We start from the raw sequence: 24,194 nt of genomic DNA on the forward strand, positions 1-24,194 counted from the left end.
ATGGAGAAAAATTGGATGATTCTTGCTGCTAGATTAAGCTGTTAATCCAGGTAATGCATTATAAATTTTTCCAGAATTTTCCAGATCCTCTCAGTGTAGCTAATCAGTAATTTGCTGACTTTTTGGTAATCTTAACAAATGCTCTATCTCCGAAATGTAAATTATCACCCCACAGCGTGTCCAACAGCGATTCTTAAATCGATCAACTTGGAATTAGCACCCCAGCAGCTAGGTCTGATTATCGGCCCCAGTGGTTCGGGAAAAAGTACTTTACTAGAAATTTTGTCAGGACTAGCCGAACCCACTACTGGCGCACTCTTCTGGCGGGAACAAGAACTTGTAGCCGAACAGCTACAACAATTAGCTGGGTTGGTATTTCAGTTTCCAGAACGGCACTTTTGTGGTGGTTCGATTTTAGAAGAATTGCGTTTAGGACATCCTGAGTTAGGGTCAGAACGAGTTAGACAGGCCCTAACTGAGGTGGGATTAGAGCATTTATCGCTTTCTGCTGCTCCCCATGCTTTGAGTGGTGGTCAACAGAGGCGTTTAGCTTTAGCAGTGCAATTGATTCGCCAGCCAAATTTACTCTTATTGGATGAACCCACTGCTGGGTTAGATTGGTCAATGCGTCGGCAACTGGTAAATTTATTAGCGAAGCTGAAACAAGATTGGACGCTATTGGTAGTAACACACGATGCTGGGGATCTGTTAGCGATCGCAGATCGTTGCTGGACACTTAACCACGGCGAACTACAATCAGTAGACCCAAAGACACTAGAATCCAAAGTCAAAGAACCTCTACCATCGGTATGAAAGGGGACTGGGGACTGGGGACTGGGGACTGGGGACTGGAGAAAAAAGAATACCCAATGCCCTATCCCAAATGACAAATGACAAATGACAAATGACAAATGACAAACTTATTGCCTGAGATGGCAGAAATCTGGCAGCAAACTCTGAATTGGCAACCAACTGTCCAACAGCAAGGGCAATTCCAAAGGCTTTATGAGTTAATCCTAGAAGGTAATCGTCAACTAAATTTAACTCGCATTACTGACCCCCAAGAGTTTTGGGAAAAACATCTTTGGGATTCTCTACGAGGAATTCTACCCCTATTATCAGGAAATTTACCCCCGGCTTCCCCTACTATTATTGATATTGGTACAGGTGCAGGTTTTCCAGGTGTTCCAGTGGCAATGACAGTACCTAATTGCACAATTACTCTTCTCGATTCCACTCAGAAAAAAATTACTTTTCTCGACAATCTATTATCTGAACTTGCCCTTACTAATGCTAAAACTCTTGTTGGTAGGGCTGAAGAAATTGGTCAGCATCATCAGCATCGAATGGCTTATGATATTGCACTGATCCGTGCTGTAGGGGCAGTTTCTGTTTGTGCAGAATATACCCTACCACTACTCAAACAGGGAGGTTTAGCCATAATTTATCGCGGTAATTGGACAAAGGATGAAACAAAAGCTTTGCAGAATGCTGTGAAGCTATTGGGTGGCGTTATTGAATCAATTGAACAATTTACAACACCTTTGAGTCACAGCATTCGGCACTGTGTGTATTTGCGTAAGGTAGCTACCACACCAGTTCAGTTTCCCCGTCCTATTGGTGTACCTACTCAAAAGCCTCTTTGACTAATTCGTAATTCGTAATGGGCTACGCTCCGCTACGCTAACGTAATTCGTAATTAGAAAGAGTGCAAGTTTCCACTGGTTGGAATTATGAATTACTTTGATAGGAGCGGAATATCAATATCCCAATGTTTAAGCAAGTTTACTGGCTGCTGCAAAACGCTTGTTAATCTCATCCCAATTAACCACGTTCCACCAAGCATCTAAATAATCGGCGCGGCGATTTTGGTAATTGAGATAATATGCGTGTTCCCATACGTCATTACCTAAAATGGGATATTTACCTGCACTTAAGGGACTATCTTGGTTAGCTGTAGTTGTCACTTCTAACTTGCCACCTTTATTACGCACTAGCCAAACCCAACCACTACCAAAACGACTAGCACCAGCTTCGTTAAATTGTTTTTTGAAAGCTGCAAAACTGCCAAAAGTTTGATTAATTGCGGAGGCTATATTTCCTGTTGGCTCCCCCCCGCCTTTTGGCTTCATAATTTCCCAGAACATTGAGTGGTTCACATGTCCACCACCATTATTGCGTACTGTTCTGCGAATATCTTGTGGTACACTGTCAAGTTTTTGCAACAGTTCTTCAATAGTTTTGCCTTTGAGTTCTGGGTGTTTATCTAACGCTGCATTCAAGTTTTTTACATAAGTTGCGTGGTGTTTATCATGGTGAAACTGCATCGTTTTAGCATCGATGTGTGGTTCAAGTGCTTCGTAAGCGTAAGCTAAACGCGGTAGTTGGATAGCACCTGGTTTATCTGATGTTTTATTTAGTGGTGTATTTGGTGTTGTTTCAGGAGTTGCAGTATTTCCATTTGGAGATTTCTCTGCCGATGCACAAGCATCTAATGCAAAAGCACCCGCGCCTGCTGTAAGTAAAAACAAGAAATTGCGTCGATTAATAGCCATATAACTTTTTGCAGCTAATCAATTAAGTCTCTATTGCAGTTTTTATTTTCTTAGATTTTGGCTACAAAAAATTGGGAATTGTGATTATTTATGGCAGTTTAAGAAAGTATTTATAAAATTCTGTCGCCAGTTTTGGGATCAAATACAAACAAGTGATTTAAATCAAGTTGTAGAGAAAGGCGATCGCCTGGACGCAGACGCACATCCCCACCCACCTGAATATTCAACACCACCGCCGAACCTGGTAAACCAGCACGAATCAAAGTTTCTCTTCCCAAAGGTTCCACCACCTTAACTTCTACAATCAGCTGACCCTCATTTCCTTCTTCGCGTCCTTCTCTTCGAGAGGCTGCGCCAAGGCGACTTGGCGGTTCGTTAATAAAAATATGCTCTGGACGAATCCCCAAATCATAACTGTGTTCCTGACGCAACTGTAATTTTTCTTTTACAACTGCTGGAATCGTTAATAACTGTCCACTGACATCAAAACCGTTATTGTGATAGATTGCAGGCAAAATATTCATTGGCGGACTGCCTAAAAAACTTGCAACCATCTGATTAGCAGGACTTGCATAAATAGTTTGGGGATCGCCGATTTGTTGAATTCGCCCGCGATTTAGCACGACTATTTTATCAGCCAAAGTCATTGCTTCAACTTGATCGTGGGTGACGTAAATTGTGGTAATTCCTAATTCTTGATGTAACTGTTTTAATTCTGCCCTTGTATCGTCGCGTAATTGGGCATCTAAATTAGACAAAGGTTCATCAAGTAAAAAAACTTGGGGTTCACGAGCGATCGCTCTCCCTAATGCTACCCTCTGTTGCTGTCCCCCAGAAAGTTGTTTGGGCTTACGATCTAGCAGGTGATCCAGAGAAAGCGATCGCGCCACGTTCATCACCCGTTCTTGAATGATTTTTCGATCAACCTTCCGCATCTGCAAGCCAAAGCCGATATTTTCCGCCACGCTCATGTGAGGATAAAGAGCGTAGTTTTGGAATACCATCGCCACATCCCGTTGTCTGGCTGGGATATTATTCACCAAGCGATCGCCAATAAAGAGTTTGCCAGATGTGGCGGTTTCTAAACCAGCGATCGTTCGCAAAATTGTAGACTTACCACAACCCGATGGCCCAACTAAAACCCAAAACTCGCCATCAGGAATTTCAAAGGTAATATCCTCGATCGCGGTGACATTATTAAATCTACGTTTAATATCTTCTAGACGAACATTTGCCATTATCTGATTTGATATTTTCAGTTTAGGATCATGCGGCACTTCCAACTAAGCACTAGGAGATTTTATCCGCACCCTTAGAGAAACGGGGAAGCTGCTTTGTAAATGCAGAAACTTGCTTATCCTGCACAACTCTAATCAGAAATCTTAGAGCCTCATTCACTGCATCGGCATTGGGAAAAACCTATGAAGAATAAGGTTCTAAACAAATTTCTGTCTTACCAAAGCTCTTTCGTTTGGGGTCTAACTTTCTGATCGTTAGACTCTTTAAGTCATACTCTGATCGCAGACGACAGCATGATATTTTTGACTTTTCACACATCCTCTAAACAAAGTTCAATTACTTCTTTCATGTTAGCCATCAACTCATCAATTGTTTCTCCTTGACTGTAACAGGCTTGTAACTGAGGTACTTCTCCGACATAGTAGCTATCTTCATCCCGTTCAATGATGACGTAGAATTCTCAGTTGGTGGGATTGATCATAATCTATTTGTACGTAGATTTAAAATCATTTTTATAGATTCTTCGACCAAGCAGGGTGAGAGAGTAAAGAAGCAAAGACTCTTACCCCCCGCAGCTGATTAGAAAGGGGTAAGTGACCTCTAGGCGCACTCAAATCCCAGGTAAAGCTATTAGGGTATCGCGTCCAATTATTACCTTCTTTCCAGCCAATTTTCGGCCAGAAATTCTCCCAATTTTTACCCAAACTCAACCAGATTTCTCGCTGCACTGAAAAGCCAAATTTACCTTCGGAGTGGACTAACCAGAGGTTGTTAATGGTTTGTAAGTCAACAGCTGGGGTATTTTCTACCTCAGTAAAGTACAACCATTTTCGTTGTACAGCCGTTGGCCCTGATAGTTCACACATTTTTTCGATGGTGACGCGATCAGCTGCTTGAAAGTCTTGAGCAGCAAGTAGCTGTTGCAAAGAATTGTAGTTAATCCCGCACTCTGATTTTAGAGGTACAATTCCTTCAGGAAAACAGGAGCGCAAAAATTCTTTGGCTTGAGGTGCATCGGAGTTATAAAGGACTTGGTAAGCTTTACCATCAATCCAAGTCGCTGGGTTCTCACGTCGTTTCAGTAAAAATTCCATCAACACGTCTAATCCCTCATTACCCAACTCAGCTAACTGTGGGATTATCTGTTGTTGGACTTTTTCAGACCCGGCGATTAACGGTCGTCGGAGGGAGTCGATGTCATTTGCAGGGCCTGATAAAATCATTGGGTCTGTCATGCCATTCTAGTTTTAGCGGTCAGTGAAAGAGTGGTAAGCTATCGGTTTTCTCCAAAGTGGAGCATTGATAGCGAAAAGTAGTTTACTATTTTTGATCGTACAAAATTGCGATCGCTTCACTGAAATCTCACACTTAATCCCCAAATAATGTACAAGGGGAATAGGGGGAAAATCTTTGCCTTATGGCTTGGTAAACAAAAGACATAGCAAAATATACAAGCCTGCCACATAAGGATTTTTTGACTAGCAGCGTATCGATTAGGAGTGTGTGAACGATGTACGAAAAGATTACCCCCCCCGCAGCCGGAGCAAAGATCACCTTCAAAAATGGTGAACCAATCGTACCGGACAATCCAATTATCCCCTTTATTCGTGGCGACGGCACAGGTATCGACATCTGGCCTGCTACCCAAAAAGTTCTCGATGCTGCGGTAGCCAAAGCATATAAGGGTCAGCGTCAAATCAGCTGGTTCAAGGTTTACGCTGGTGACGAAGCTTGCGATTTATACGGTACTTATCAGTATTTACCTCAGGACACTCTCACAGCAATTGAAGAGTATGGTGTAGCTATTAAAGGGCCTTTGACTACTCCCATTGGGGGAGGAATTCGTTCTTTAAATGTGGCACTAAGGCAAATTTTTGACTTGTATGCCTGCGTGCGTCCTTGCCGTTACTATGCAGGTACGCCCTCTCCCCACAAAAACCCCGAAAAGCTGGATGTAATTGTTTATCGGGAAAATACAGAAGATATTTATTTAGGCATTGAGTGGCGACAAGGTAGCGAAATCGGCGATCGCTTAATTAAGATTCTTAACGAAGAACTAATCCCCGCCACCCCAGAACATGGGAAAAAACGCATTCCTCTTGATTCTGGTATTGGCATCAAACCCATCAGCAAAACTGGTTCTCAGCGCCTAGTCAGACGTGCCATCAAACACGCTTTGCTATTGCCCAAAAATAAGCAACAGGTGACTTTGGTGCATAAGGGTAACATCATGAAGTACACCGAAGGCGCTTTCCGCGACTGGGGTTATGAATTAGCAACCAGTGAATTTCGCCAAGAAACTGTCACTGAACAAGAATCTTGGATTTTGAGTAACAAGGAAAAAAATCCGAATATTTCCTTAGAAGAAAACGCTCGCCAGATTGAGCCTGGGTTTGATAATCTCACCCCAGACAAGAAAGCGCAAGTTGTCAAGGAAGTTGAAACTGTTCTTAACACAATTTGGGCAACCCACGGCGATGGCAAATGGAAAGAGAAAGTTTTGGTGAATGACCGGATTGCAGACAGTATTTTTCAACAAATCCAAACCAGACCGGATGAATATTCGATTTTGGCGACGATGAACTTGAACGGCGATTACTTGTCTGATGCCGCCGCAGCCATTGTTGGGGGATTAGGAATGGGGCCAGGGGCGAATATTGGTGATTCTAGTGCCATATTTGAAGCTACTCACGGTACTGCACCCAAACACGCCGGCTTAGATCGGATTAATCCGGGTTCAGTGATTTTGTCTGGCGTGATGATGCTGGAATTTATGGGTTGGCAAGAAGCCGCAGACCTAATTAAGAAAGGTTTAAGCGATGCGATCGCCAATAGTCAAGTCACCTACGATTTAGCGAGGTTGCTGGAACCGCCAGTTGAACCCTTAAAATGTTCTGAATTTGCCGACGCAATTATTCGACATTTTGGTTAATTTTATTAGGGTTAATTAGTTACAAGTCGAATTACCCTACCCTAACCCTCCCCTTGTAAAGGGGAGGGAACTGGATTTCTTGTTTCCCCCCTTTACAAGGGGGGATTAAGGGGGGTAATTTGACTTTGGCATTTTATTTGTAAAAAACACCAAAATAAGAAAGCAAACTGAGATTTGAGTAAGTCAAAGCTTCTTTTGAGAAAGCAAAAGCTTCTTTTACTTACAGAAAACATCAAAATGAGAAAGCAAACTGAGGTTTGAGAAAGCAAAAGCTTCTTTTACTTGCGGAAAACACCAAAATGAGAAAGCAAACTGGGGTTTGAGAAAGTAAAAGCTTCGTTTACTTGCGGAAAACACCAAAATGAGAAAGCAAACTGGAGTTTGAGAAAGTCAAAGCTTCTTTTGAGAAAGTAATTGCGGATTTTGCTTATTGAATTTAGTCCGAATATGAAGTTTAGATAAAATTATTGAAAAAATTGCTGATAAATTTTGAGCCGTCACATTTCAATACGGTTCGGATGAGGTTTTTTGATGACACGCCCTAGATCGCAAAGATGCGATAAATCGCCGCCTTTACAAGAATCAGTCCTTTGTAGAGACGGCGATTTATCGCGTCTCTTGCCTTAACCGAACCGTATTGCGTCAGATTTTAAAGTAGTCAAAAAACAAAGTCCCCGGCTTTTCTAAAAAGTCGGAGATTTTTTTGGGGCATTGCCCTATAAAGTTTCCGTTATTCGGATTTAGAGTTATCGAGAACTAACTCGGCGCAAATTCTTGATTAATTCAGATTTAAGCCAATCGGTAATTTCTTTAGCTGTAATTTCACCAATTCCCCAGGTGCGATCGCTCCATTCTCTGTAATGATGGCTGTAATCAACTCAGCCGGAGTCACATCAAAAGCTGGGTTGTAAAAATCTACACCTTCAGGTGTGAGAATAGTATCCCCGACTTGATAAATTTCTGTTGGTTCGCGTTCTTCAATTGGAATTTTGCTGCCATCAGCTAATTCAAAATCAACGGTGGAAAGGGGTGCAGCCACAAAGAAGGGGATATTATGTGCCTTAGCTGCGATCGCAACACTATAAGTACCAATTTTATTGGCAGTGTCGCCATTAGCAGCAATGCGATCGGCACCCACAACTACAGCATGAATCAAACCTTGTTTCATACAATGGGCTGCCATATTATCAGTAATTAATGTCACTGGAATACCTTCTTGCACACATTCCCAAGCGGTGAGTTTTGCACCTTGTAAGCGGGGACGGGTTTCGTCGGCAAATAAACGTTCTAAACGTCCTTCCCTCCAAGCGGAACGCACAACACCTAAAGCAGTGCCATAACCAGCCGTAGCTAGCGCCCCAGCGTTGCAGTGAGTAAGTAACGTCAGCCTTTCGGGGCTAGTGGGCAAAACTGCCAAACCATTGTCACCGATCGCTTGACAGGTTTGCAAATCTTCAGCGTTGATTGCTTGGGCTGTTTGGAAAAGGGTTTGCTTAATATCTTCTACCGTTCCCAGAGTTTCATAAGCGGCTTTCGTCATCCGGCTAATTGCCCAAAATAAATTTACCGCCGTCGGACGAGTAGAACGCAATAACTGAGCAACTTTATCTAAGTGTTGCAAAAATTCGGTGCGATCGCTAGTTTCAATTTCCCTTGCGCCAAGATACATTCCATAAGCCGCAGCCACACCAATTGCAGGCGCACCTCGGACAATCATAGTCTTAATCGCCCGCGCCATATCTTCACTGCGGTGGATTTCCACAAATGTATATTCGTTGGGTAAGCGCGTTTGGTCAATTAGTGACACCGATTCATTGTGCCAAATAACGGGATAAACGTGGTTTGTAGAAAGTGTCATAGAAAAACGTAGTTAGTGGATAAGTAAGTCGGCGCTAATATTTCAAGCTATGTTAAGAAATTTAACTGTAGGGTGTGTTGTCGCGCAGCGCAATGCATCGTCAAGAATTTAAGATGGCATAACACGACGCTAGTTTGCTCAAGCCGGGAGAACCCGCCCACGCAAATGTCTCCCCTACAGACAATTTATATTTATTCATATACGTTGAATTTTATCGCCGACTTAACTTAAGCAATATTTTTTACTTTAATGCACCTTGATGATTTCATTTTAAAAACTAAAATTCAATTAAATATTTTTAGTTTTTTTATGATTTTGCTGCACAGATCATTACTTAATATTTATTTAATTAATTTTCTCCTTAACTGTCTTAACTGTCCTTGCATTCTCATTATAAAAGTGAGAGGATATCTCGCTAAAGCATTTAGAAAACTAAACATATAGTTAATATCAAAAATGCTTTTGCCCTAACTTTATGCAAAAGTCACATCTTAATAAAAAGTTGATCTAATTCCTCAAAGGATTTGAAATAAAACTATGAAACGTCTTGTTATTTGCTGTGATGGAACCTGGCAACAATTAACAAGTGCTTACCCTAGCAATGTGGTTAAGTTAGCTCAATCGGTAAAACCGATGGCTAGTGACGGGGTTGCACAAATCGTATTTTATGACGAGGGGGTTGGAGCCGAGGGTCAAAAGGTTTTAGGGGGAGCTACCGGACTAGGAATCGATAGAAATATAGAAGATGGCTACCGATTTCTGAGCCTCAACTATGTTTCTGGTGACGAAATCTATCTGTTCGGTTTCAGTCGTGGTGCTTACACAGTTAGAAGTTTAGCGGGGATGATCTATTGCTCCGGTCTTCTAGACCGTCCCCATGTCACCAAAGCCCATGAAGCTTATGAGCTTTACCGTAAACGAGGTGTTAAACCAAAAGATCAGGAAGCTGTGGAATACCGTCAAGCTTATGGCGATCGCGTCCCTATCACCTTGCTGGGTTGTTTTGACACCGTTGGGGCCCTTGGTATTCCTGGGATACCCGCCTTCAGCAAGTTGAGCGAGCAGCTGAATAAGCGTTACAGATTCCATGACACTACTTTAAACAAATGTGTTCAGAATGCCTTGCACGCGGTGGCGATCGACGAAATTCGTGAAGTCTTTGATGTCACTCCTATGACAAAGCATCCTGATGCTGAAAACCAACGAGTGATTCAAAAGTGGTTCCCTGGTGGACACGGCTGCGTTGGTGGTGGAACTGAAGAACATAGTGGGTTATCAGATGCTGCCTTACAGTGGATGATTGATTCCATTGGTGAGATGCAATTGGGGCTTGACTTCGATACAAGTGTGATTCCTACAGGTATTAACCCTAATTATGAATGTAACTTTAAAAACGATGCTGGATTCTTTAAATTAGCAGGAATCAAGTTTCGTGAGGTCAGCGATGTCATTGAAGACCTTCATGAAAGCACAATTAACCGTTTAAAAAATCGCAAAGACTATCGACCTAAAAATCTACAAAAGATTATTTCCAAACTGAAATAAGTTGAATTAATTTGAGTAATCAAAGTAGATAAATTTAGACTGCATCGAATACAGAATTGCAAAACAGAAGGAAGAAATAATTATGGCTGGAAAAAGAGATACATCCAAAGACGGGTTAGAGAACAAAATTCAAACATACGTTTTAACTCACTTTAAACCGATTTGGAAACTTCTCCAAAGTAACAAATCTATTGCACGTAAAGTTAATAAAACTCTGCTTAACAGTCTCATCTATAAAATTCCAACTCGTCCTAATCCCTACAGCATGATGACTCTGGATGAGCATATTCCTGATACTAACATTCCTAAGAAAACTGATACTTATACTTCCTGGGAATCGCTCAACGATCGCACTTATACAGGAAGGCATCTACCACCCGATCCCAAGTTAAACGCTGAGGGTAATCTACCCAAAGTTGAAGACCTAGCTATTTTATTCCGTAAAAGAGACGGTAAAACTATTTATTCTGGCAAATCAACCATGCTGTTTCCCTATTGGGTGCAGTGGTTTACAGATAGCTTTCTTCGCCTTAATCACTACAATAAACTAAAAAATACTTCCAACCATGAAATTGATTTGTGTAATGTTTATGGTTTAACCAGAAAACAAACACATCTGTTAAGAAGTTTTCAAGGAGGTAAATTAAAAACTCAGAAACTCAAACGCCAAGATGGTGTAGAAGAAGAATATCCTTTATTCTTTTATGCAGATCCAGCACAAGATAAGATTAAACCTGAATTTGAAGGTCTTTATGAACCTTTGAATGATGAAAAAAGACAGTCTGTAGATAAAAAGCAATATATGTTTGCAATGGGAGTAGAACGAGCAAACGTACAAATTGGCTATGTAATGCTCAACACTCTATGTCTCCGCGAACATAATCGTCTTTGTGATGAATTAGCAAGCAATTATCCAGATTGGGATGATGAACGCCTCTTCCAAACATCGAGAAATATTCTCATGGCGATTATTCTAAAAATCATCATGGAAGAGTACATTAACCACATAACTCCTTATCACTTTAAGTTGTTTGCCGATCCAGAAGCTTTTACAAAGGAAAGTTGGCATCGTCCCAACTATATGGCAATTGAGTTTGACTTTGTTTATCGCTGGCATAGTGCAATTCCAGAAACATTTAACTATAACGGTAAACCAACTCATATTGCTACATCCCTCTGGAATAATAAGATGTTTATTGACCAAGGTTTGGGGGCATTAATGGAGGAAACTTGCTCTCAACCAGGTACAAAAATTGGTTTATTTAACACCCCTGATATATTGGTGGAGTTAACTGAGTTAGCCTCAATCAGACTGGGACGGCAGCTGCAATTGGCAAGCTATAACGATTATCGAGAATTGTGCGGTTTTCCCAGAGTGACGAGATTTGAGCAAGTTACTGGCAATGAATTTGCTCAACAAAAACTCAAAGAATTATATGGTCATGTTGATAATATTGAGTTCTTTGTGGGGCTTTACGCCGAAGATGGGCGCGAGAATTCAACTATCCCTGCTTTAGTAGCACGCTTAATTGGGATTGATGCCTTTTCTCAGGCGCTAACCAATCCTTTACTATCACCCAATATTTTCAATAAAGAAACTTTTTCTCCTGTGGGTTGGGAAATTCTTCAGAATACCAACACAGTCTCAGATTTAGTTAATCGTAATGTTCCTCCATCAGGTAAGAAGTACAAAGTTACTTTTGACCTTTAAGAGATTGTAAGATTCTACATCAGCTTTGAGTGCGATCGCTTTCGCAAACCAGCGATCGCCAAATTATTAAATCTACCTGTAAAAAAAATGAAACTTTTTACCGAATATCCAGAAAAAGACGAACTCAAATATTGCGATCTCATGAGTGAGTTAGTCAAAAAGAACATGGAAAATCTTTATGGAGGTAAGAAGAAAAAAACTGCAAAAAGAGATACCCATTCTAAAACCCACGCTGCTGTTCAAGGAACTCTAGAAATTTTTGACTTTGATGAAGCCGCAATTAAGCAGGAATTGAGCAAACGCACCTCATTATCTGAAGCTGAACTTTCTGCCATTTCCCTCAAACAAGGTTTATTTGCCACACCGAAACAATATCCAGTTTGGCTACGATTTGCCAATGGTGCGTTTTCAATAAAGAATGACTATGAAGGTGATACGCGCTCCATGTCCGTAAAAGTGATCGGCGTAGAAGGAGAACGACTATCGCAAAGTCACGAGTTAAAAACTCAAGATATTATTACCCACAATACCGAATTCTTTTTTGTTAGAACCATCAAAGACTTCCACAGCTTTTTTTTGACGGTTTATCGAGCAGGGCTGTTTCCGCTTTTTAAGCTGTTGGTGCTTTTTTGGTTAAAGTTGCATCCCTACGAATCCACTCTTTTACAAACTAGTTTCAAACGTTTTCCCAAGAGTTTACTTAAAGAACGCTATTGGAGTGCTTCAGCGTTTTCTGTAGGACTCAAATCTGGTTTTGATCCATCCCAACCAGGTCGAGTTCCTGTGGAATATCCAGCTGTGATTAAATATGGATTTACTCCGGTTTCGAGCCAAATACCTCATCAACAACTTCCTGTTGAGTCGAGGCCAGAAAGTGAGCTAAGAAAAGCCAAAGCATCAGGTTTAGAGGACAACTACTACCGAGAGGATATCATTCAAGCTTTAGCAAAGCCTGATGCTGAGTACTATTGGGACTTTCAAATTCAATTTCAAACCAGCCCAGAAATGTCTATTGATGATACAACCATTGTTTGGAATGAAGAAGAATCACCCTTTTTTACAGTTGGTCGCCTAACAGTTAAGCATCAAAAGGTTAATTCTCCCCAAGAAAATGACTTTGGAGAAAATCTCAGTTTTTCTCCTGGGAATGGTTTAGCAGTGCATCGTCCTGTCGGTGCGATCAATCGGTTACGCAGCATTGTTTATCCTATTGTTGCTAATGACCGTCATCAAAAACGAGGGGTTAAATACCAGGAACCAACTGTCTGAGCTACATACTTTATGTTTTGCCATTTCCTAAATTTGATCTAGCGATCGCCCACACCTGAGTCACAAGTGTGGGCGATTCATTCTACAAAAAATTAACTAAACAACAGCAGATACTTGCTGCTTAAAGAAAGCTTGCAAAACTCTTTCTGCTATTTGATGACTAGTTAAACCTAGTTCTGTTTTAGATTCATTGGGTTCAGCATGATCTACTAACACATCTGGTACACCGAATCGCTTGACGGGAACTAGAATATCTGCATCCATTAAAGCTTCAGCGATCGCAGAACCAAAGCCACCCATCACACACCCTTCTTCTAAGGTGATGACGCGGCCGATTTTCTTAGCTAAAGGCAAAATCAACTCGGTATCCAAAGGCTTAACGAAACGGGCATTGATCACAGTTGCCTCAATCCCATGTTCGCTGAGAAGTTCGGCAGCTTGCATCCCTGGATAGACCATTGTGCCATAAGCAACGATTAACACGTCATCGCCGGTGCGGAGAATTTCGCCTTTGCCGATTTCCAAAGGTTCCCAACCTTCCTCCATCAGAGGAACGCCGTAGCCATTGCCACGAGGGTAGCGCATAGCGATCGGGCCACTGGTATGGTCAACACCAGTTACTACCATGCGTTGCAGTTCTGCTTCATCTTTGGGTGCCATGATGACGATGTTGGGGATGCAACGCAGATAAGCGATGTCATACATACCTTGGTGGGTGGGGCCATCAGATCCAACAATTCCTGCCCTATCTAAGCAGAAGAATACTGGCAGATTTTGGATGCAGACATCGTGAATTATCTGGTCATAAGCGCGTTGCAGGAAGGTAGAGTAAATGGCAGCTACGGGGCGCATTCCTTGAGTTGCAAGTCCTGCTGCTAAGGTGATTGCATGTTGTTCAGCAATGCCGACATCAACATATTGATTGGGCAGTTTGGCTTGAAGTTTATCTAAGCCTGTTCCCGTTGCCATAGCGGCAGTAATCCCAACGATTTTGGGGTTTTGTTCGGCAAGTTTTACTAGAGTATGAGAAAAGACTTTGGCATAAGCTGGGGGTTTGGGTTTGTTAGAAGGAATAGCTTTGCCAGTTGCAACGTTAAAGGGGCTTTGGGCGTGGTAGCCAACTTGATCTAGTTCAGCAATTTCATAGCCTTTGCCTTTGACTGTTGCCACATGTACTAAAACAGGGCCTTGTATCTGATGTGCCTGTTGGAAGGTGGCAATCAATTCTTCGAGATTATGCCCATCTACTGGCCCAATGTAGGTAAAGCCGAGTTCTTCAAATACTGCCCCTACCTTAGGAACAGCCAAACGTTTCATACCCTCTTTGATGCGTCCGAGTTCGGGAGACAGAGATTCACCCACGAAGGGAATTTGCTTAAATTGTTCCTCAAGATTATCTTTGATAAATTGCACCGGCTGGCTGAGGCGCATTTTGTTCAGATAGCGGGGAATCGCGCCGACGTTGCGAGATATAGACATGTCGTTGTCGTTGAGAACAACCAACAGGTTAGTTTTCGGCAAGTGTCCGGCATGGTTGATGGCTTCTAATGCCATACCTCCAGTCAGCGCCCCATCCCCAATAACAGCGACGGCTTTAAATTTTTCGCCTTTCAAGTCTCGCGCTAAAGCCATGCCTAATGCTGCTGAAATACTTGTAGAAGCATGTCCAGCCCCAAAGTGATCAAATTTATTTTCACAGAGTTTGAGATAACCTGCAACTCCGTCCTTTTGTCTGAGGGTGTGGAAGCGATCGTAACGTCCTGTAAGAAGTTTGTGGGGATAAGCTTGGTGTCCTACATCCCAAATTACTTTATCCCGATCTAAATCCAGTGTCTGGTAAAGTCCTAGTGTTAATTCTACAACACCCAACCCTGGCCCCAAGTGTCCACCATTAACTGCTACGGTTTGGAGATGCTTATCTCGAATCTGACGGGCAATCTGTTGAAGTTGGCGAACAGATAAACCGTGCAACTGATTAGGATGGGTGATTTCGCTCAAGTGCATATTATAGTGTTTTCCTCTCTAATTTCACTTTTTCAGTATTTTGATTTTCCCACGGTCGGGTTGTCCACATAATCACACTCTTACATTGTTACTAAGTTGTAGCGGAAAGTATAACTTCGTAATTAATAATGGTGGAAAATTTGTTAACCATTAACAAATTGTCAAAATTAGGTTGCAATTACATAAAGCTACAGCACATTTGTCAATAAGTAATGCCACTTAAATAGATTATAGGATTTGTATAGAAAGTCAAGCCTTCAGAAGCATCTTGCGGAAATTCCTTAAATCGTTCGCTTGCTTTTGTCTTTTTAAGGGATTAAAAAAGAAAGTTAAATATCTTGTTTTCCAGATATACGATCAGTCTAATTGCTAGCAAACATTTAACAATTATTTTTTTCTTGTTCAGTAATATAGGAATCTGTTGGTATAGCCATACTTACTTGCGTGGTGCGCGAAGCGCAGCGCGATAGGCAGGCAAGAGACAATAGGTAAAAAAGGCTTTTTAAGTTATACGGAGTTTTTTCAAAAATCAAATATGAGTTCTATAGCAGCTAGTTTTATCTGCGATCGCTAGTTAATCTAGGTGAAATAATCTTTGTAAACAAAAAGATCCCCGACTTCTCAAAGAAGTCGGGGATCTAAGCCTTTCTCAAATAGGATTACTATTTACCAAAAGCATCCTTGATATTATCAACAGTGCGCTCAACAACATTCTTTGTGTTGTCTACTGCTTCTTTAGTCCGAGATGCATCTTCGTTTGCTCTTTTCTGAATTGTAGCCGCATCTCTTTTTGCTTTGCGTTCAGCAAAACTACCACCATCTGTTGCTTGGTCAACTTTATTGGCATTGCTCTTGGCAGCTTGCTTAACTTTATCTGCCGTATCGTCGATGAAATTTTTAGCTCGTCCAGCATCTTTACTGGTTTTTTCTTGAACTTTATCGCCTGCGTCTTTTGATGCGATCAAGGTTCCAGCAGGATCAGCCATTGCTGAGGTGTTCGAGAAAAATGCACCTTGCCAAACGAAAGCGATCGCTAACATACAAAACAGTGTGGTAGCCATCCAGCGTTTTACGGTGGAAAGCTGTTTTGTAAAATAATTCGATTTCATACAATACAATCTCATGTGATTTAGTATACTAAATCTACTTTATTTAACTGATTCACCATATCGATCCCTAGATAGAAGTTCTTACATCATTAGTTATGAAAAGAATTCACTATTTTGATAGATTGAATTTTGAATAAAGATTTTTTTGCTGCTAATCAAAGACAGATTTTAGAGATGAGCGATCGCGCTTGGGCAAAAGTTTGCGATCGCAATTACAGTCTAAGGAGTGTTTAAAAAAGCATCATGCTGACATCAATTGCTGGAGGCGCTGTGGTTCTTCTCCTAGCCAATCTGGATTTTGGGCAGTGCTATCAAAGATTGATGAAGTTTTGAAAGGCTCAAATTCGCCACGCGCTCCTGCTTCTGCTGTTTTTGCTAAAAGCGATCGCACTTGCTCGTCGTTCATTGGCTGGAAAGTCCGCACTGCTTCAAAGGCTTGCTCTAGAATCTCCATACTGTCAATTCCGGTAATCACAACTGATGTGGGCAGATTCAAAGCATAGTGTAAACACTCAATTGGCGTTACAGTATTTGACCGTAAAAGAATACCGTTTGCCATGCTTTTCATTCCCAGAACGCCGATGTTTTGTTTAACCAGTTCTGGCACAACCAGTTTTGCAAAGCTCCGGTAGTGGGCATCCATTACATTGAGCGGCATTTGCACTGTATCAAATTTAAACCCGTAAGTGGCTGCGACTTCCAGCGTATGCAGATGAACATAGGGATCTTTGTGTCCAGTGAAACCAATGTATCGAAGTTTGCCAGCTGCTTTTGCCTCAATCAAAGCAGCATTTGCCCCTTCTTCGTCAAAAACTCGATGCGGGTCTTCGTACCGAATAATTTCGTGGTGCTGAACAAGATCGATGCAATCTACTTGTAAGCGTTGAAGTGATTCGTCTAGCTGCTGTGCTGCTGCTTTTTTTGAGCGTCCATCGATTTTCGTCATCAGGAAAACTTTATCGCGGTAGCGATCACGCAGTGCTTTTCCCATGCGAATCTCGCTGACTCCACCGTTGTAATCCCAACTGTTATCCATAAAGGTGATGCCGCGATCAATCGCTGTTCTCACTATTCGAATACCCAGTTGCTCATCAACGTTTTTTAAGCCGATGTGCCAACCACCCAATCCAATCGCAGAAACTTTCTCTCCTGTACTGCCGAGAACTCGATATAACATTTCTGAATTTGGCGTAGTTCCTGACATGTGTTCTCCAAGTGTTTCAGCTGTTACTTAAGTACATATAACTGTGTGCCAATTCAAACGCAAGGGAAAGTTGACAATATCTTGCTGAAGATACACTTTTTGACGATATTAGGAAAATATTGAAGAAGCCAAAATATCGATGGCAATTTGGGATGTGTGAGGTATAGATAGGGCTTACGCCAAACTACACGCAGTATAGGCAATTTATATATAAATTGCCCATACCGGAAAATCAAGGTTTGGGTTATCCCGTGAAAACTCAAAATTGTAGTTTTGGGCTTTTATATTTGCATTTAGCAACAATTAGAAACTGCTTGGCGTTAAGGAGACGGAACCGCTACTCGATTACCGGGAACAATCTGTGGCTGATACGAAAACACTTCTCGGCTACGGGGATTTACGGTCACTTTGACCCAATTTACATCGTTGGTGCCGTTCGCCGCATTGTCGCCAAATGTCTCGACGCGAGTGAAGTTCTCAATGCGTCTGCCTTGAGCATCTAAAAATGGCTTGTCAACACGGTAGTAGTGCGAGTCACCATCCACGTAGGCAATCGGTTTGCGGAAAGCGATCGCCTCATCGCGGAACGCTAATAAAAAGTCCTTGAAACCATCAGGCTGTCCATCGGTTTGCACGAGCGTCTTCGGATCGCGCAAAGGCGCTCTGGTTCCGTCGGTCAGATCCCACCCTGGATTGCCTTGGGAGATAAACATAACCGCAGCTGAATTGCGTGTTTTTGCCACTTGAAAAGTTTCTCTCATCCATGCAATATTAGCTGTGTTTCGCGCTGCGTACTCTTGCGGATCAGGCGCAGTGTCACACAGGTTGTTGCACGAACCCTGGATATTGAGTGTTGCATAAGTAACCCTACCAACCGTCCAGCGCCGATTCTCCACACAGGGTACTGCACCGATTGCACCAAGACACAGTGGAGTTGTCTGCACCTCTTGGACTAGCCGACGCTGCCCTAGGGAAAACTTTGTGCTGAAGAATACCTGACGCTGGTAGTCGAGGCGTTCGCGTGAGTTGAATCCACCGTTTGAGGGGCGATCGCAATCAGTCCAATCATTGTCACCTGGGGTAAAGGCTGCTGGTGCCTTCAGGGAGTTGAAATAGCCGAGCGCCTGAGTGTAGAGTTCATTACTGCACGTGGTCGGCGTGACCGAGCCGGGCGTAGAGTTGCCCGCCTTCAGGTCGCCGTCGTGGACAGTGAAGGCCAGGTTTTGCGCGTTCATATCAGCAATGAGGTTCGGGACTCCCGTTGTCGCCTGGAGATCCGAGTAGGGCATATCGCCCCAAAGTCCGATAGCGTATGTCTCGTTCTCACCTTCGTACTCGTAATCCTTCTCGTTGGCAGTTGCCAAACCGATTGCAGAACTAGCTAAGAATGGCACAGTCAGCGCCAGTAAGCATATTTTACGCAGCAAACGCGCAGTGTTGACGCGTTGAAACACTGAGTAACCAACCTTTGCCATCATCTATATCCTCAATTATTCTTGGAAATCGTGAGCGCATTTTGGAGAATTAGCTCCTTGCCCACGCCATTTCAGTGAGAAATTTAGATTACCGGATTGTCGATGACAGATAGGTTATGGATGGGTTAATAGTTCGTTTATTTACAGTAATTTCACGGCTACTTTACTTGTTTGTGTAGCCGCGAATTATATGCGCCTTGACTGTGCTGCGCTGCTATATTTATTTGCCGCTATAAAAAAAGGCAATTTCTTTTTCTTTTAGGGGTGCGAAACCAGCATCTACAAGTAATTGGTCAAGTTCTGCTTGGGGAATGTGTTTTGCACCAATTCGCACAATCCGCGATCGCATAGTATTAGATACGCCACTGCGCTGTCTATTGCCTTCTAGCGCCATGACTTTACCATAAAGTTCTAATTTGGCAGGCGGAATGGGAGAACCATCAAAATCAATTCCCTGTGCGATCGCTTCATCAATAGCATCAGCACCCGTGGTAGTTTGATTCCCTGGGTTAGTTTCTGTAGGCATAGTGATTTGATTTACTCTTCTTTGCTATGGGTAGATTTTACCAGCCTTGCTGACACCTTTCTCCTGCTGAGGGTTAATTGCAATTGTCTGAATCAAAAACCTCTCCCTAGTTCAATACTTTTCGCTTAAGGGGGAAAGGGGAAGGGGAAAAGGGTTTGAATTTACCTTTACCGAACCCCAGTAACCTTTTCCCAGATCAAAGGAGAGATTGTTGAGTTTATCTAAAAAGTATTGCTCCCTGGTTTTACTACACAAAACCTTCCCTCTCCGATTCGGAGAGCTACCGTGTACACACAAGTCGAATTTCTTCTTAAATCCCAAACATTACCTACTTAATCGCACTGATGGGTGGGGTAAAACTAAAGTTAAAACCTTAGTAAATCAGGTTTCAGGTAAGGTTTTGAGAATTTATGCAATAAATATATTGAATTTGGGTGGTCATTTATTGAATTCGGGTGGTCATTTATTGAATTCGAGTGGTTGTTTATTGAATTCGGGTGGTTGTTTATTAAATTCGGGTGGTCGTTTATTAAATTCGGGTGTTTGTTTATTGAATTCGGGTGGTCATTTATTGAATTGGAGATATCGTTCATTGAATTCAAGCAGTGGTTAAGGTGGGGTAAAACCCAGATTCTTGAACAACTTCAGACTTGTGTATACACCGTAGCTCCGATTCGGAGAGGGAAAGACTTGAACTTTAGTTCAAGGCAAGGAGAGGTTCGTCTAACTCACGTTTAACAGATTAATCACGAGCTTGTCGCGTCACTAAACCTCCAACAAACGCCCCTAAAATAGTTCCTGTCCATAGCCCTGTTGTGCTACCTTGCCATATTGCTCCTGGTGTCATCCAAGCGTTGCACATCACCTGGAAACCCCAAGATTGGTTTTGACATTTTTGGCTATGCAGCATTACGGTGATTTGCCCACTAGTGTAAGCACCAAAAAAACCTGATAATAGCGCCAAAAAAGTGCAAATGAAAATTCTATTTTTGATCATTGGCATTAGGAATTGAGAATTAGGGAGAATGAAAAATTTTACACCTTTACACCTTTGCTCTCTACTTTTCTGCTTCCCCATTCCCCATTTCCCATTTCCCATTTCCCATTTCCCATTTCCCATTTCCCATTCCCAATCAACCTGTATTTCTCATCCCAGCTGCAATTCCATTAATAGTTAACAATGCACCTCGCAGTAACTCGCCTTTGCTGTAACGAGAATGGATGACTCCAGAAGTGGCATTAGTATTCATAGACTGGCGTAGGCGCTTGAGCAGGGAAACTTGGATAAATCCCAAGGGGACAATTGTGCCATTGCGTAACTGCACAGATCGTTGCAAGACAGGATCGCCATCTAACAGTTGATTGTGATCGGTGATTTTTAACACCAAATCTCTTGTGAGATAGAACTCGCTGGCAATTTGGTCAAAAACCTTGGCAAAACGAAGTTGATCTTCTGATTGTGACAATTCCTGAACGTAGTGATGTGCCATTTGCATATCTACTTTTGCCAAAGTCATCTCAGCCTTAGAAATTACCATCTTGAAAAAGGGCCACTTAACGTAAAAGTAGCGCATTAATTTCAAGTGTTCTTCTGGTTCTGCATTCAAGAATTCTTGTAACGCTGTGCCAACCCCATACCAGGAAGGAAGCAAAAAGCGGGTTTGCGTCCAACTAAATACCCAAGGAATAGCTCGCAGACTGCTTAAATCTTTCTTACCAGATGGGCGACGGGCTGGACGAGAACTAATTTGTAGCTGGCTAATTTCTTCAATGGGGGTTACTTGGTGGAAGAAGTCAACAAAATCAGGCTGTTCATAGATTAAAGCCCGATAATGTTGCCGCGATCGCGCTGCTAATTCTTCCATAATCTCATTCCAGGGTTCAATATCATCAAACCCTGTCCGCAGCAGACTCGCTTGAATCACAGCAGTGGTAATGGTTTCCATGTGGTACAAAGCCAAGTCCAACAAGGAGTATTTAGAAGCCAAAACTTCTCCTTGTTCGGTAATCTTGATTCGCCCATTGATACTATGACCCGGTTGAGCCAAAATTGCCTCGTAAGCAGGGCCACCTCCCCGCCCTACAGAACCGCCGCGTCCGTGGAAAATCCGCAAATTTATATCGTATTCTTCTGCTATTTGTTGCAGTGATTTTTGGGCTTTATGAATCTCCCAGTTGCTGCTTAAAAAACCAGAGTCTTTGTTGCTGTCAGAATACCCCAGCATCACTTCTTGCAAGTTAGGGGTGAGGGGGGAGGGAGAGGTAGCAAGGGCAGGGGAGACAGGGGAGGATGAATTTTCATCGGTATCTTCTGCTTTTGCCTGTTCGTAGCCGCCGGCTAGCAAAGCGCGATATAACGGGAGTTCAAACAGTTTCCGCATGACGCTTCTGGAGCGTTGTAAGTCTTCTACTGTTTCAAATAGGGGGACAACTTGAATGGTTCCCACGGCTATGGCGGGGTCAAAAAGTCTGGCTTCTTTGGCTAACAGTAGTACTTCTAGCACGTCGCTCACGTCGCGGCACATGCTGATAATGTAAGTTTGGCAGATATTTAGACCAAATTCTTGTTGGAGCGATCGCACGACGCGAAAAGTTTCAATTACATCGTTGGTTTTTTCAGAAAATGGCAATTCTGCTGGAATTAACGGCCGGCGGGTTTGCAGTTCTCCTGTGAGCCAAGCTACTCTTTGCTCCTCAGATAGGTCGTTGTAAGGTTGAGGTAATATTTGCAGGTATTGTAGAATCTCATTCAGCGCATCAGCGTGGCGGGATGATTCTTGACGGATATCTAGCTGTGTCAAGTTAAAACCAAAAATTTCTACCTGACAGATGAGATTTTCTAAATCTCGACAGCTTAAACCTGTTTCTGTCAAGTTACGCTGAATCATCCGCAGTTCAGCTAAAAAATCGTCTCCCGAACGATACAGGGGACTATCTTGATTTTTTGGCGTTTCCCGATTGTACAAAGCTAGATTGCGATCGCGAGTATTTTCTAGCCGTTTTAGTACATAAGCGAGTTTCAGCCGATAGGGTTCTTGCCGATAACGCAGCGCCAGGGCATCATATACCTCACTCAACTGGGACTGATCTAACTCTAGAGATTCCAGCAAATCTGGTAAGACATCGCTCCAGTGCATCGACACACTCAACAATTCAATCAGATTTTTCACTGACTGAATATATCTCCCCAGCACCATTTTGCGCTGATAGCAAGCTGTTTGCCAGGTGACTTCTGGTGTAACTGATGGGTTCCCATCCCTGTCTGAGCCTACCCAAGAGCCAAAAGAACAAAAGTTTTTACTTGGTGGTTCTAGCCACGGAAAGGTATTGGATAGTGTATGTTTGAAACGTTTATAAAGTTGGGGAATGCCATCAAATAAAACTTCTTGGAAGTAGTGTAGGGCATAATCTACTTCATCTAGCACAGTAGGTTTGAACTGGTGAAGTTCGTCGGTGCGCCACCAGAGGCGAATTTCTTCGAGCAATTGTTCGCGGACATCTGCTGCTTCCCAAGCATATCCGCCACCTGTACCACCAGCATGGTTTTCTAAGGAATCCAGTTTTTGCAGGAGTTGTACCACTTGTCGCTGCTTATCCCGGATAGTATGACGAACAATTTCCGTCGGGTGCGCTGTAAAAACTAAGCGCACATCCAGATGAGCGATGAGACGTTGAATTTGTTGGGGTGGTACATTCTGTTTGAACAAATAGGGAAACAAAGCAGCGAAAGTCCCTTTTGGTTTGACTTGCGCTTTTTCGAGATAATTCTTTGCCAGCAATTCTGCTGCTATTCCCTTGCTAACAGGCGCATCATCTTCTCTTTGATTGGACGAGTAATTGACATTAGATGCTCTTTCTGCATCTGTAGGCTCTATTTCTGCCTCATAGCGGCTCAATTGCTGCCTTTGCTCGTATTCCTGCTCTATGATGTTAATCAACTGAAAATACAGAGCGAAGGCACGAGCTGCGCGGATTGCTTCGTTGATATTTAGTTGTTCAATTAATTTGACGGCTGAGGATGCTTGGTCATTTGTTGCCTGTCCTTCTGGCGAACATAAATCGCGCAATTGCCGCAACAAGTCTACCATGTTTTGACCGCATTCTTGCCGGAGAACAGACTCCCACAATTCTTCCACTACCTGGAGACGATGACGCAAAAATAATTCCGACACCGGGTATATATCCGCAGTTTGAGACGAAGAGTATAAAAGGGAACCCATATTCTCTATCTTGTAAAGCTAATTACTGTTGACGCTTCTAGGTTTTCTACTGAATGCTCATCGGGTTATTCCTGAGCAAATAATTATTTGGTGTATATTTTCTAAGTTTGATTAGTTTCGCGCTCCTCTGGGAAGTCGAGAATGGGTAGGCGATCGCCTCGAAACAATTCTTCACTGGCTTCCCCTATGCTTTCTAGTGCCCTTACGGTGGTTTTTCCAGTAATGAGCAGCAGTAATATAGACGCTGTACCTATTTGTAAAAGGAACGATTGAGGAATGGTAAATAAATCGATATGGGATGACGGGTTAGTTGAGGGTTCTTGGTTGGCAGGAGGCATTGCTAATTTTTGGTTATGGGAATATGAGTAGAGACGTAGAGACGCGATTAATCACGTCTGTACAGGAGTTAAGAGTTAGGAATTAGGATAACTCCAACAATCGTGGAATGGAGTTGAAATGAGATAAGCTTGTTGGTTATTTCACCTATTAGGGGCGTTAGCGCAATGAAACGCAAGTCTAGCTTTAAAGGACAAGTCATCAGCCAGTC

At 42.5% G+C, this 24,194-nt stretch carries 19 protein-coding genes; 6 read left to right on the top strand and 13 right to left on the bottom strand.

Features of this window, described 5'->3' with window-relative positions; all coding sequences use genetic code 11:
• Positions 1–138: 138 nt before the first annotated feature.
• Positions 139–813 carry an ABC transporter ATP-binding protein gene (locus H6G86_RS23365; protein ID WP_114080442.1) on the top strand — a complete coding sequence of 225 codons (675 nt, stop codon included), beginning with the start codon at positions 139–141 and terminating at the stop codon, positions 811–813.
• A 98-nt stretch (positions 814–911) separates the two neighbouring features.
• Positions 912–1,646 (top strand): 16S rRNA (guanine(527)-N(7))-methyltransferase RsmG, encoded by a 735-nt coding sequence (gene rsmG / locus H6G86_RS23370; protein ID WP_190936317.1) that lies wholly within the window; start codon positions 912–914, stop codon positions 1,644–1,646.
• Positions 1,647–1,775: 129 nt separating this feature from the next.
• On the opposite strand, the gene H6G86_RS23375 is transcribed toward rsmG, so the two are convergent.
• The 4 genes from H6G86_RS23375 to H6G86_RS23390 form a co-directional block, all read right to left on the bottom strand.
• Positions 1,776–2,555 (bottom strand): superoxide dismutase, encoded by a 780-nt coding sequence (locus H6G86_RS23375; protein ID WP_199338405.1) that lies wholly within the window; start codon positions 2,553–2,555, stop codon positions 1,776–1,778.
• Between the two features lie 110 nt (positions 2,556–2,665).
• Positions 2,666–3,793, bottom strand: coding sequence for an ABC transporter ATP-binding protein (locus H6G86_RS23380; protein ID WP_190936318.1), 1,128 nt, complete (start codon positions 3,791–3,793; stop codon positions 2,666–2,668).
• 311 nt (positions 3,794–4,104) lie between these two features.
• Complete coding sequence (locus tag H6G86_RS23385) at positions 4,105–4,242, bottom strand: type II toxin-antitoxin system HicB family antitoxin (RefSeq protein ID WP_190936369.1); 138 nt, start codon at positions 4,240–4,242, stop codon at positions 4,105–4,107.
• Between the two features lie 64 nt (positions 4,243–4,306).
• Positions 4,307–5,029, bottom strand: a complete 723-nt coding sequence (locus H6G86_RS23390) for a GUN4 domain-containing protein (RefSeq protein WP_190936319.1) — start codon at positions 5,027–5,029, stop codon at positions 4,307–4,309.
• A gap of 275 nt (positions 5,030–5,304) precedes the next feature.
• On the opposite strand from H6G86_RS23390, the gene H6G86_RS23395 reads away from it, so the two are divergent.
• A complete protein-coding gene (locus tag H6G86_RS23395; protein ID WP_190936320.1) occupies positions 5,305–6,726 on the top strand; it encodes an NADP-dependent isocitrate dehydrogenase in 1,422 nt (473 codons plus the stop codon).
• A 778-nt stretch (positions 6,727–7,504) separates the two neighbouring features.
• On the opposite strand, the gene mtnA is transcribed toward H6G86_RS23395, so the two are convergent.
• Entirely contained in the window at positions 7,505–8,584 is a 1,080-nt protein-coding gene (gene mtnA / locus H6G86_RS23400) for an S-methyl-5-thioribose-1-phosphate isomerase (protein ID WP_190936321.1), read from the bottom strand.
• Positions 8,585–9,121: 537 nt separating this feature from the next.
• On the opposite strand from mtnA, the gene H6G86_RS23405 reads away from it, so the two are divergent.
• From H6G86_RS23405 to H6G86_RS23415, 3 genes are all read left to right on the top strand, one after another.
• Positions 9,122–10,129: a T6SS phospholipase effector Tle1-like catalytic domain-containing protein gene (locus H6G86_RS23405; protein ID WP_190936322.1), complete on the top strand. Its 1,008-nt coding sequence runs from the start codon at positions 9,122–9,124 to the stop codon at positions 10,127–10,129.
• A gap of 82 nt (positions 10,130–10,211) precedes the next feature.
• Positions 10,212–11,840 carry a peroxidase family protein gene (locus H6G86_RS23410; RefSeq protein ID WP_190936323.1) on the top strand — a complete coding sequence of 543 codons (1,629 nt, stop codon included), beginning with the start codon at positions 10,212–10,214 and terminating at the stop codon, positions 11,838–11,840.
• Between the two features lie 87 nt (positions 11,841–11,927).
• A complete protein-coding gene (locus tag H6G86_RS23415; protein ID WP_190936324.1) occupies positions 11,928–13,109 on the top strand; it encodes a catalase family protein in 1,182 nt (393 codons plus the stop codon).
• 96 nt (positions 13,110–13,205) lie between these two features.
• On the opposite strand, the gene dxs is transcribed toward H6G86_RS23415, so the two are convergent.
• From dxs to H6G86_RS23455, 8 genes are all read right to left on the bottom strand, one after another.
• Entirely contained in the window at positions 13,206–15,113 is a 1,908-nt protein-coding gene (gene dxs / locus H6G86_RS23420; protein WP_190936325.1) for a 1-deoxy-D-xylulose-5-phosphate synthase, read from the bottom strand.
• Positions 15,114–15,775: 662 nt separating this feature from the next.
• Entirely contained in the window at positions 15,776–16,222 is a 447-nt protein-coding gene (locus H6G86_RS23425; RefSeq protein ID WP_190936326.1) for a hypothetical protein, read from the bottom strand.
• 241 nt (positions 16,223–16,463) lie between these two features.
• A complete protein-coding gene (locus H6G86_RS23430; protein WP_190936327.1) occupies positions 16,464–17,426 on the bottom strand; it encodes an aldo/keto reductase in 963 nt (320 codons plus the stop codon).
• A gap of 320 nt (positions 17,427–17,746) precedes the next feature.
• Complete coding sequence (locus tag H6G86_RS38865; protein WP_242064929.1) at positions 17,747–18,370, bottom strand: hypothetical protein; 624 nt, start codon at positions 18,368–18,370, stop codon at positions 17,747–17,749.
• Positions 18,371–19,121: 751 nt separating this feature from the next.
• Positions 19,122–19,427: a small RNA NsiR4-regulated ssr1528 family protein gene (locus tag H6G86_RS23440; RefSeq protein WP_100898458.1), complete on the bottom strand. Its 306-nt coding sequence runs from the start codon at positions 19,425–19,427 to the stop codon at positions 19,122–19,124.
• Between the two features lie 742 nt (positions 19,428–20,169).
• The gene (locus H6G86_RS23445) at positions 20,170–20,424 is read right to left on the bottom strand and encodes a hypothetical protein (RefSeq protein ID WP_190936329.1); all 255 of its coding nucleotides are present in this window, start codon (positions 20,422–20,424) and stop codon (positions 20,170–20,172) included.
• Positions 20,425–20,560: 136 nt separating this feature from the next.
• A complete protein-coding gene (ppc, locus tag H6G86_RS23450; protein ID WP_190936330.1) occupies positions 20,561–23,647 on the bottom strand; it encodes a phosphoenolpyruvate carboxylase in 3,087 nt (1,028 codons plus the stop codon).
• Positions 23,648–23,748: 101 nt separating this feature from the next.
• The gene (locus H6G86_RS23455; protein WP_190936331.1) at positions 23,749–23,985 is read right to left on the bottom strand and encodes a hypothetical protein; all 237 of its coding nucleotides are present in this window, start codon (positions 23,983–23,985) and stop codon (positions 23,749–23,751) included.
• Between the last annotated feature and the right edge of the window lie 209 nt (positions 23,986–24,194).

Source organism: Nostoc sp. FACHB-133 (genome assembly GCF_014698055.1).
GTDB lineage: Bacteria > Cyanobacteriota > Cyanobacteriia > Cyanobacteriales > Nostocaceae > Nostoc.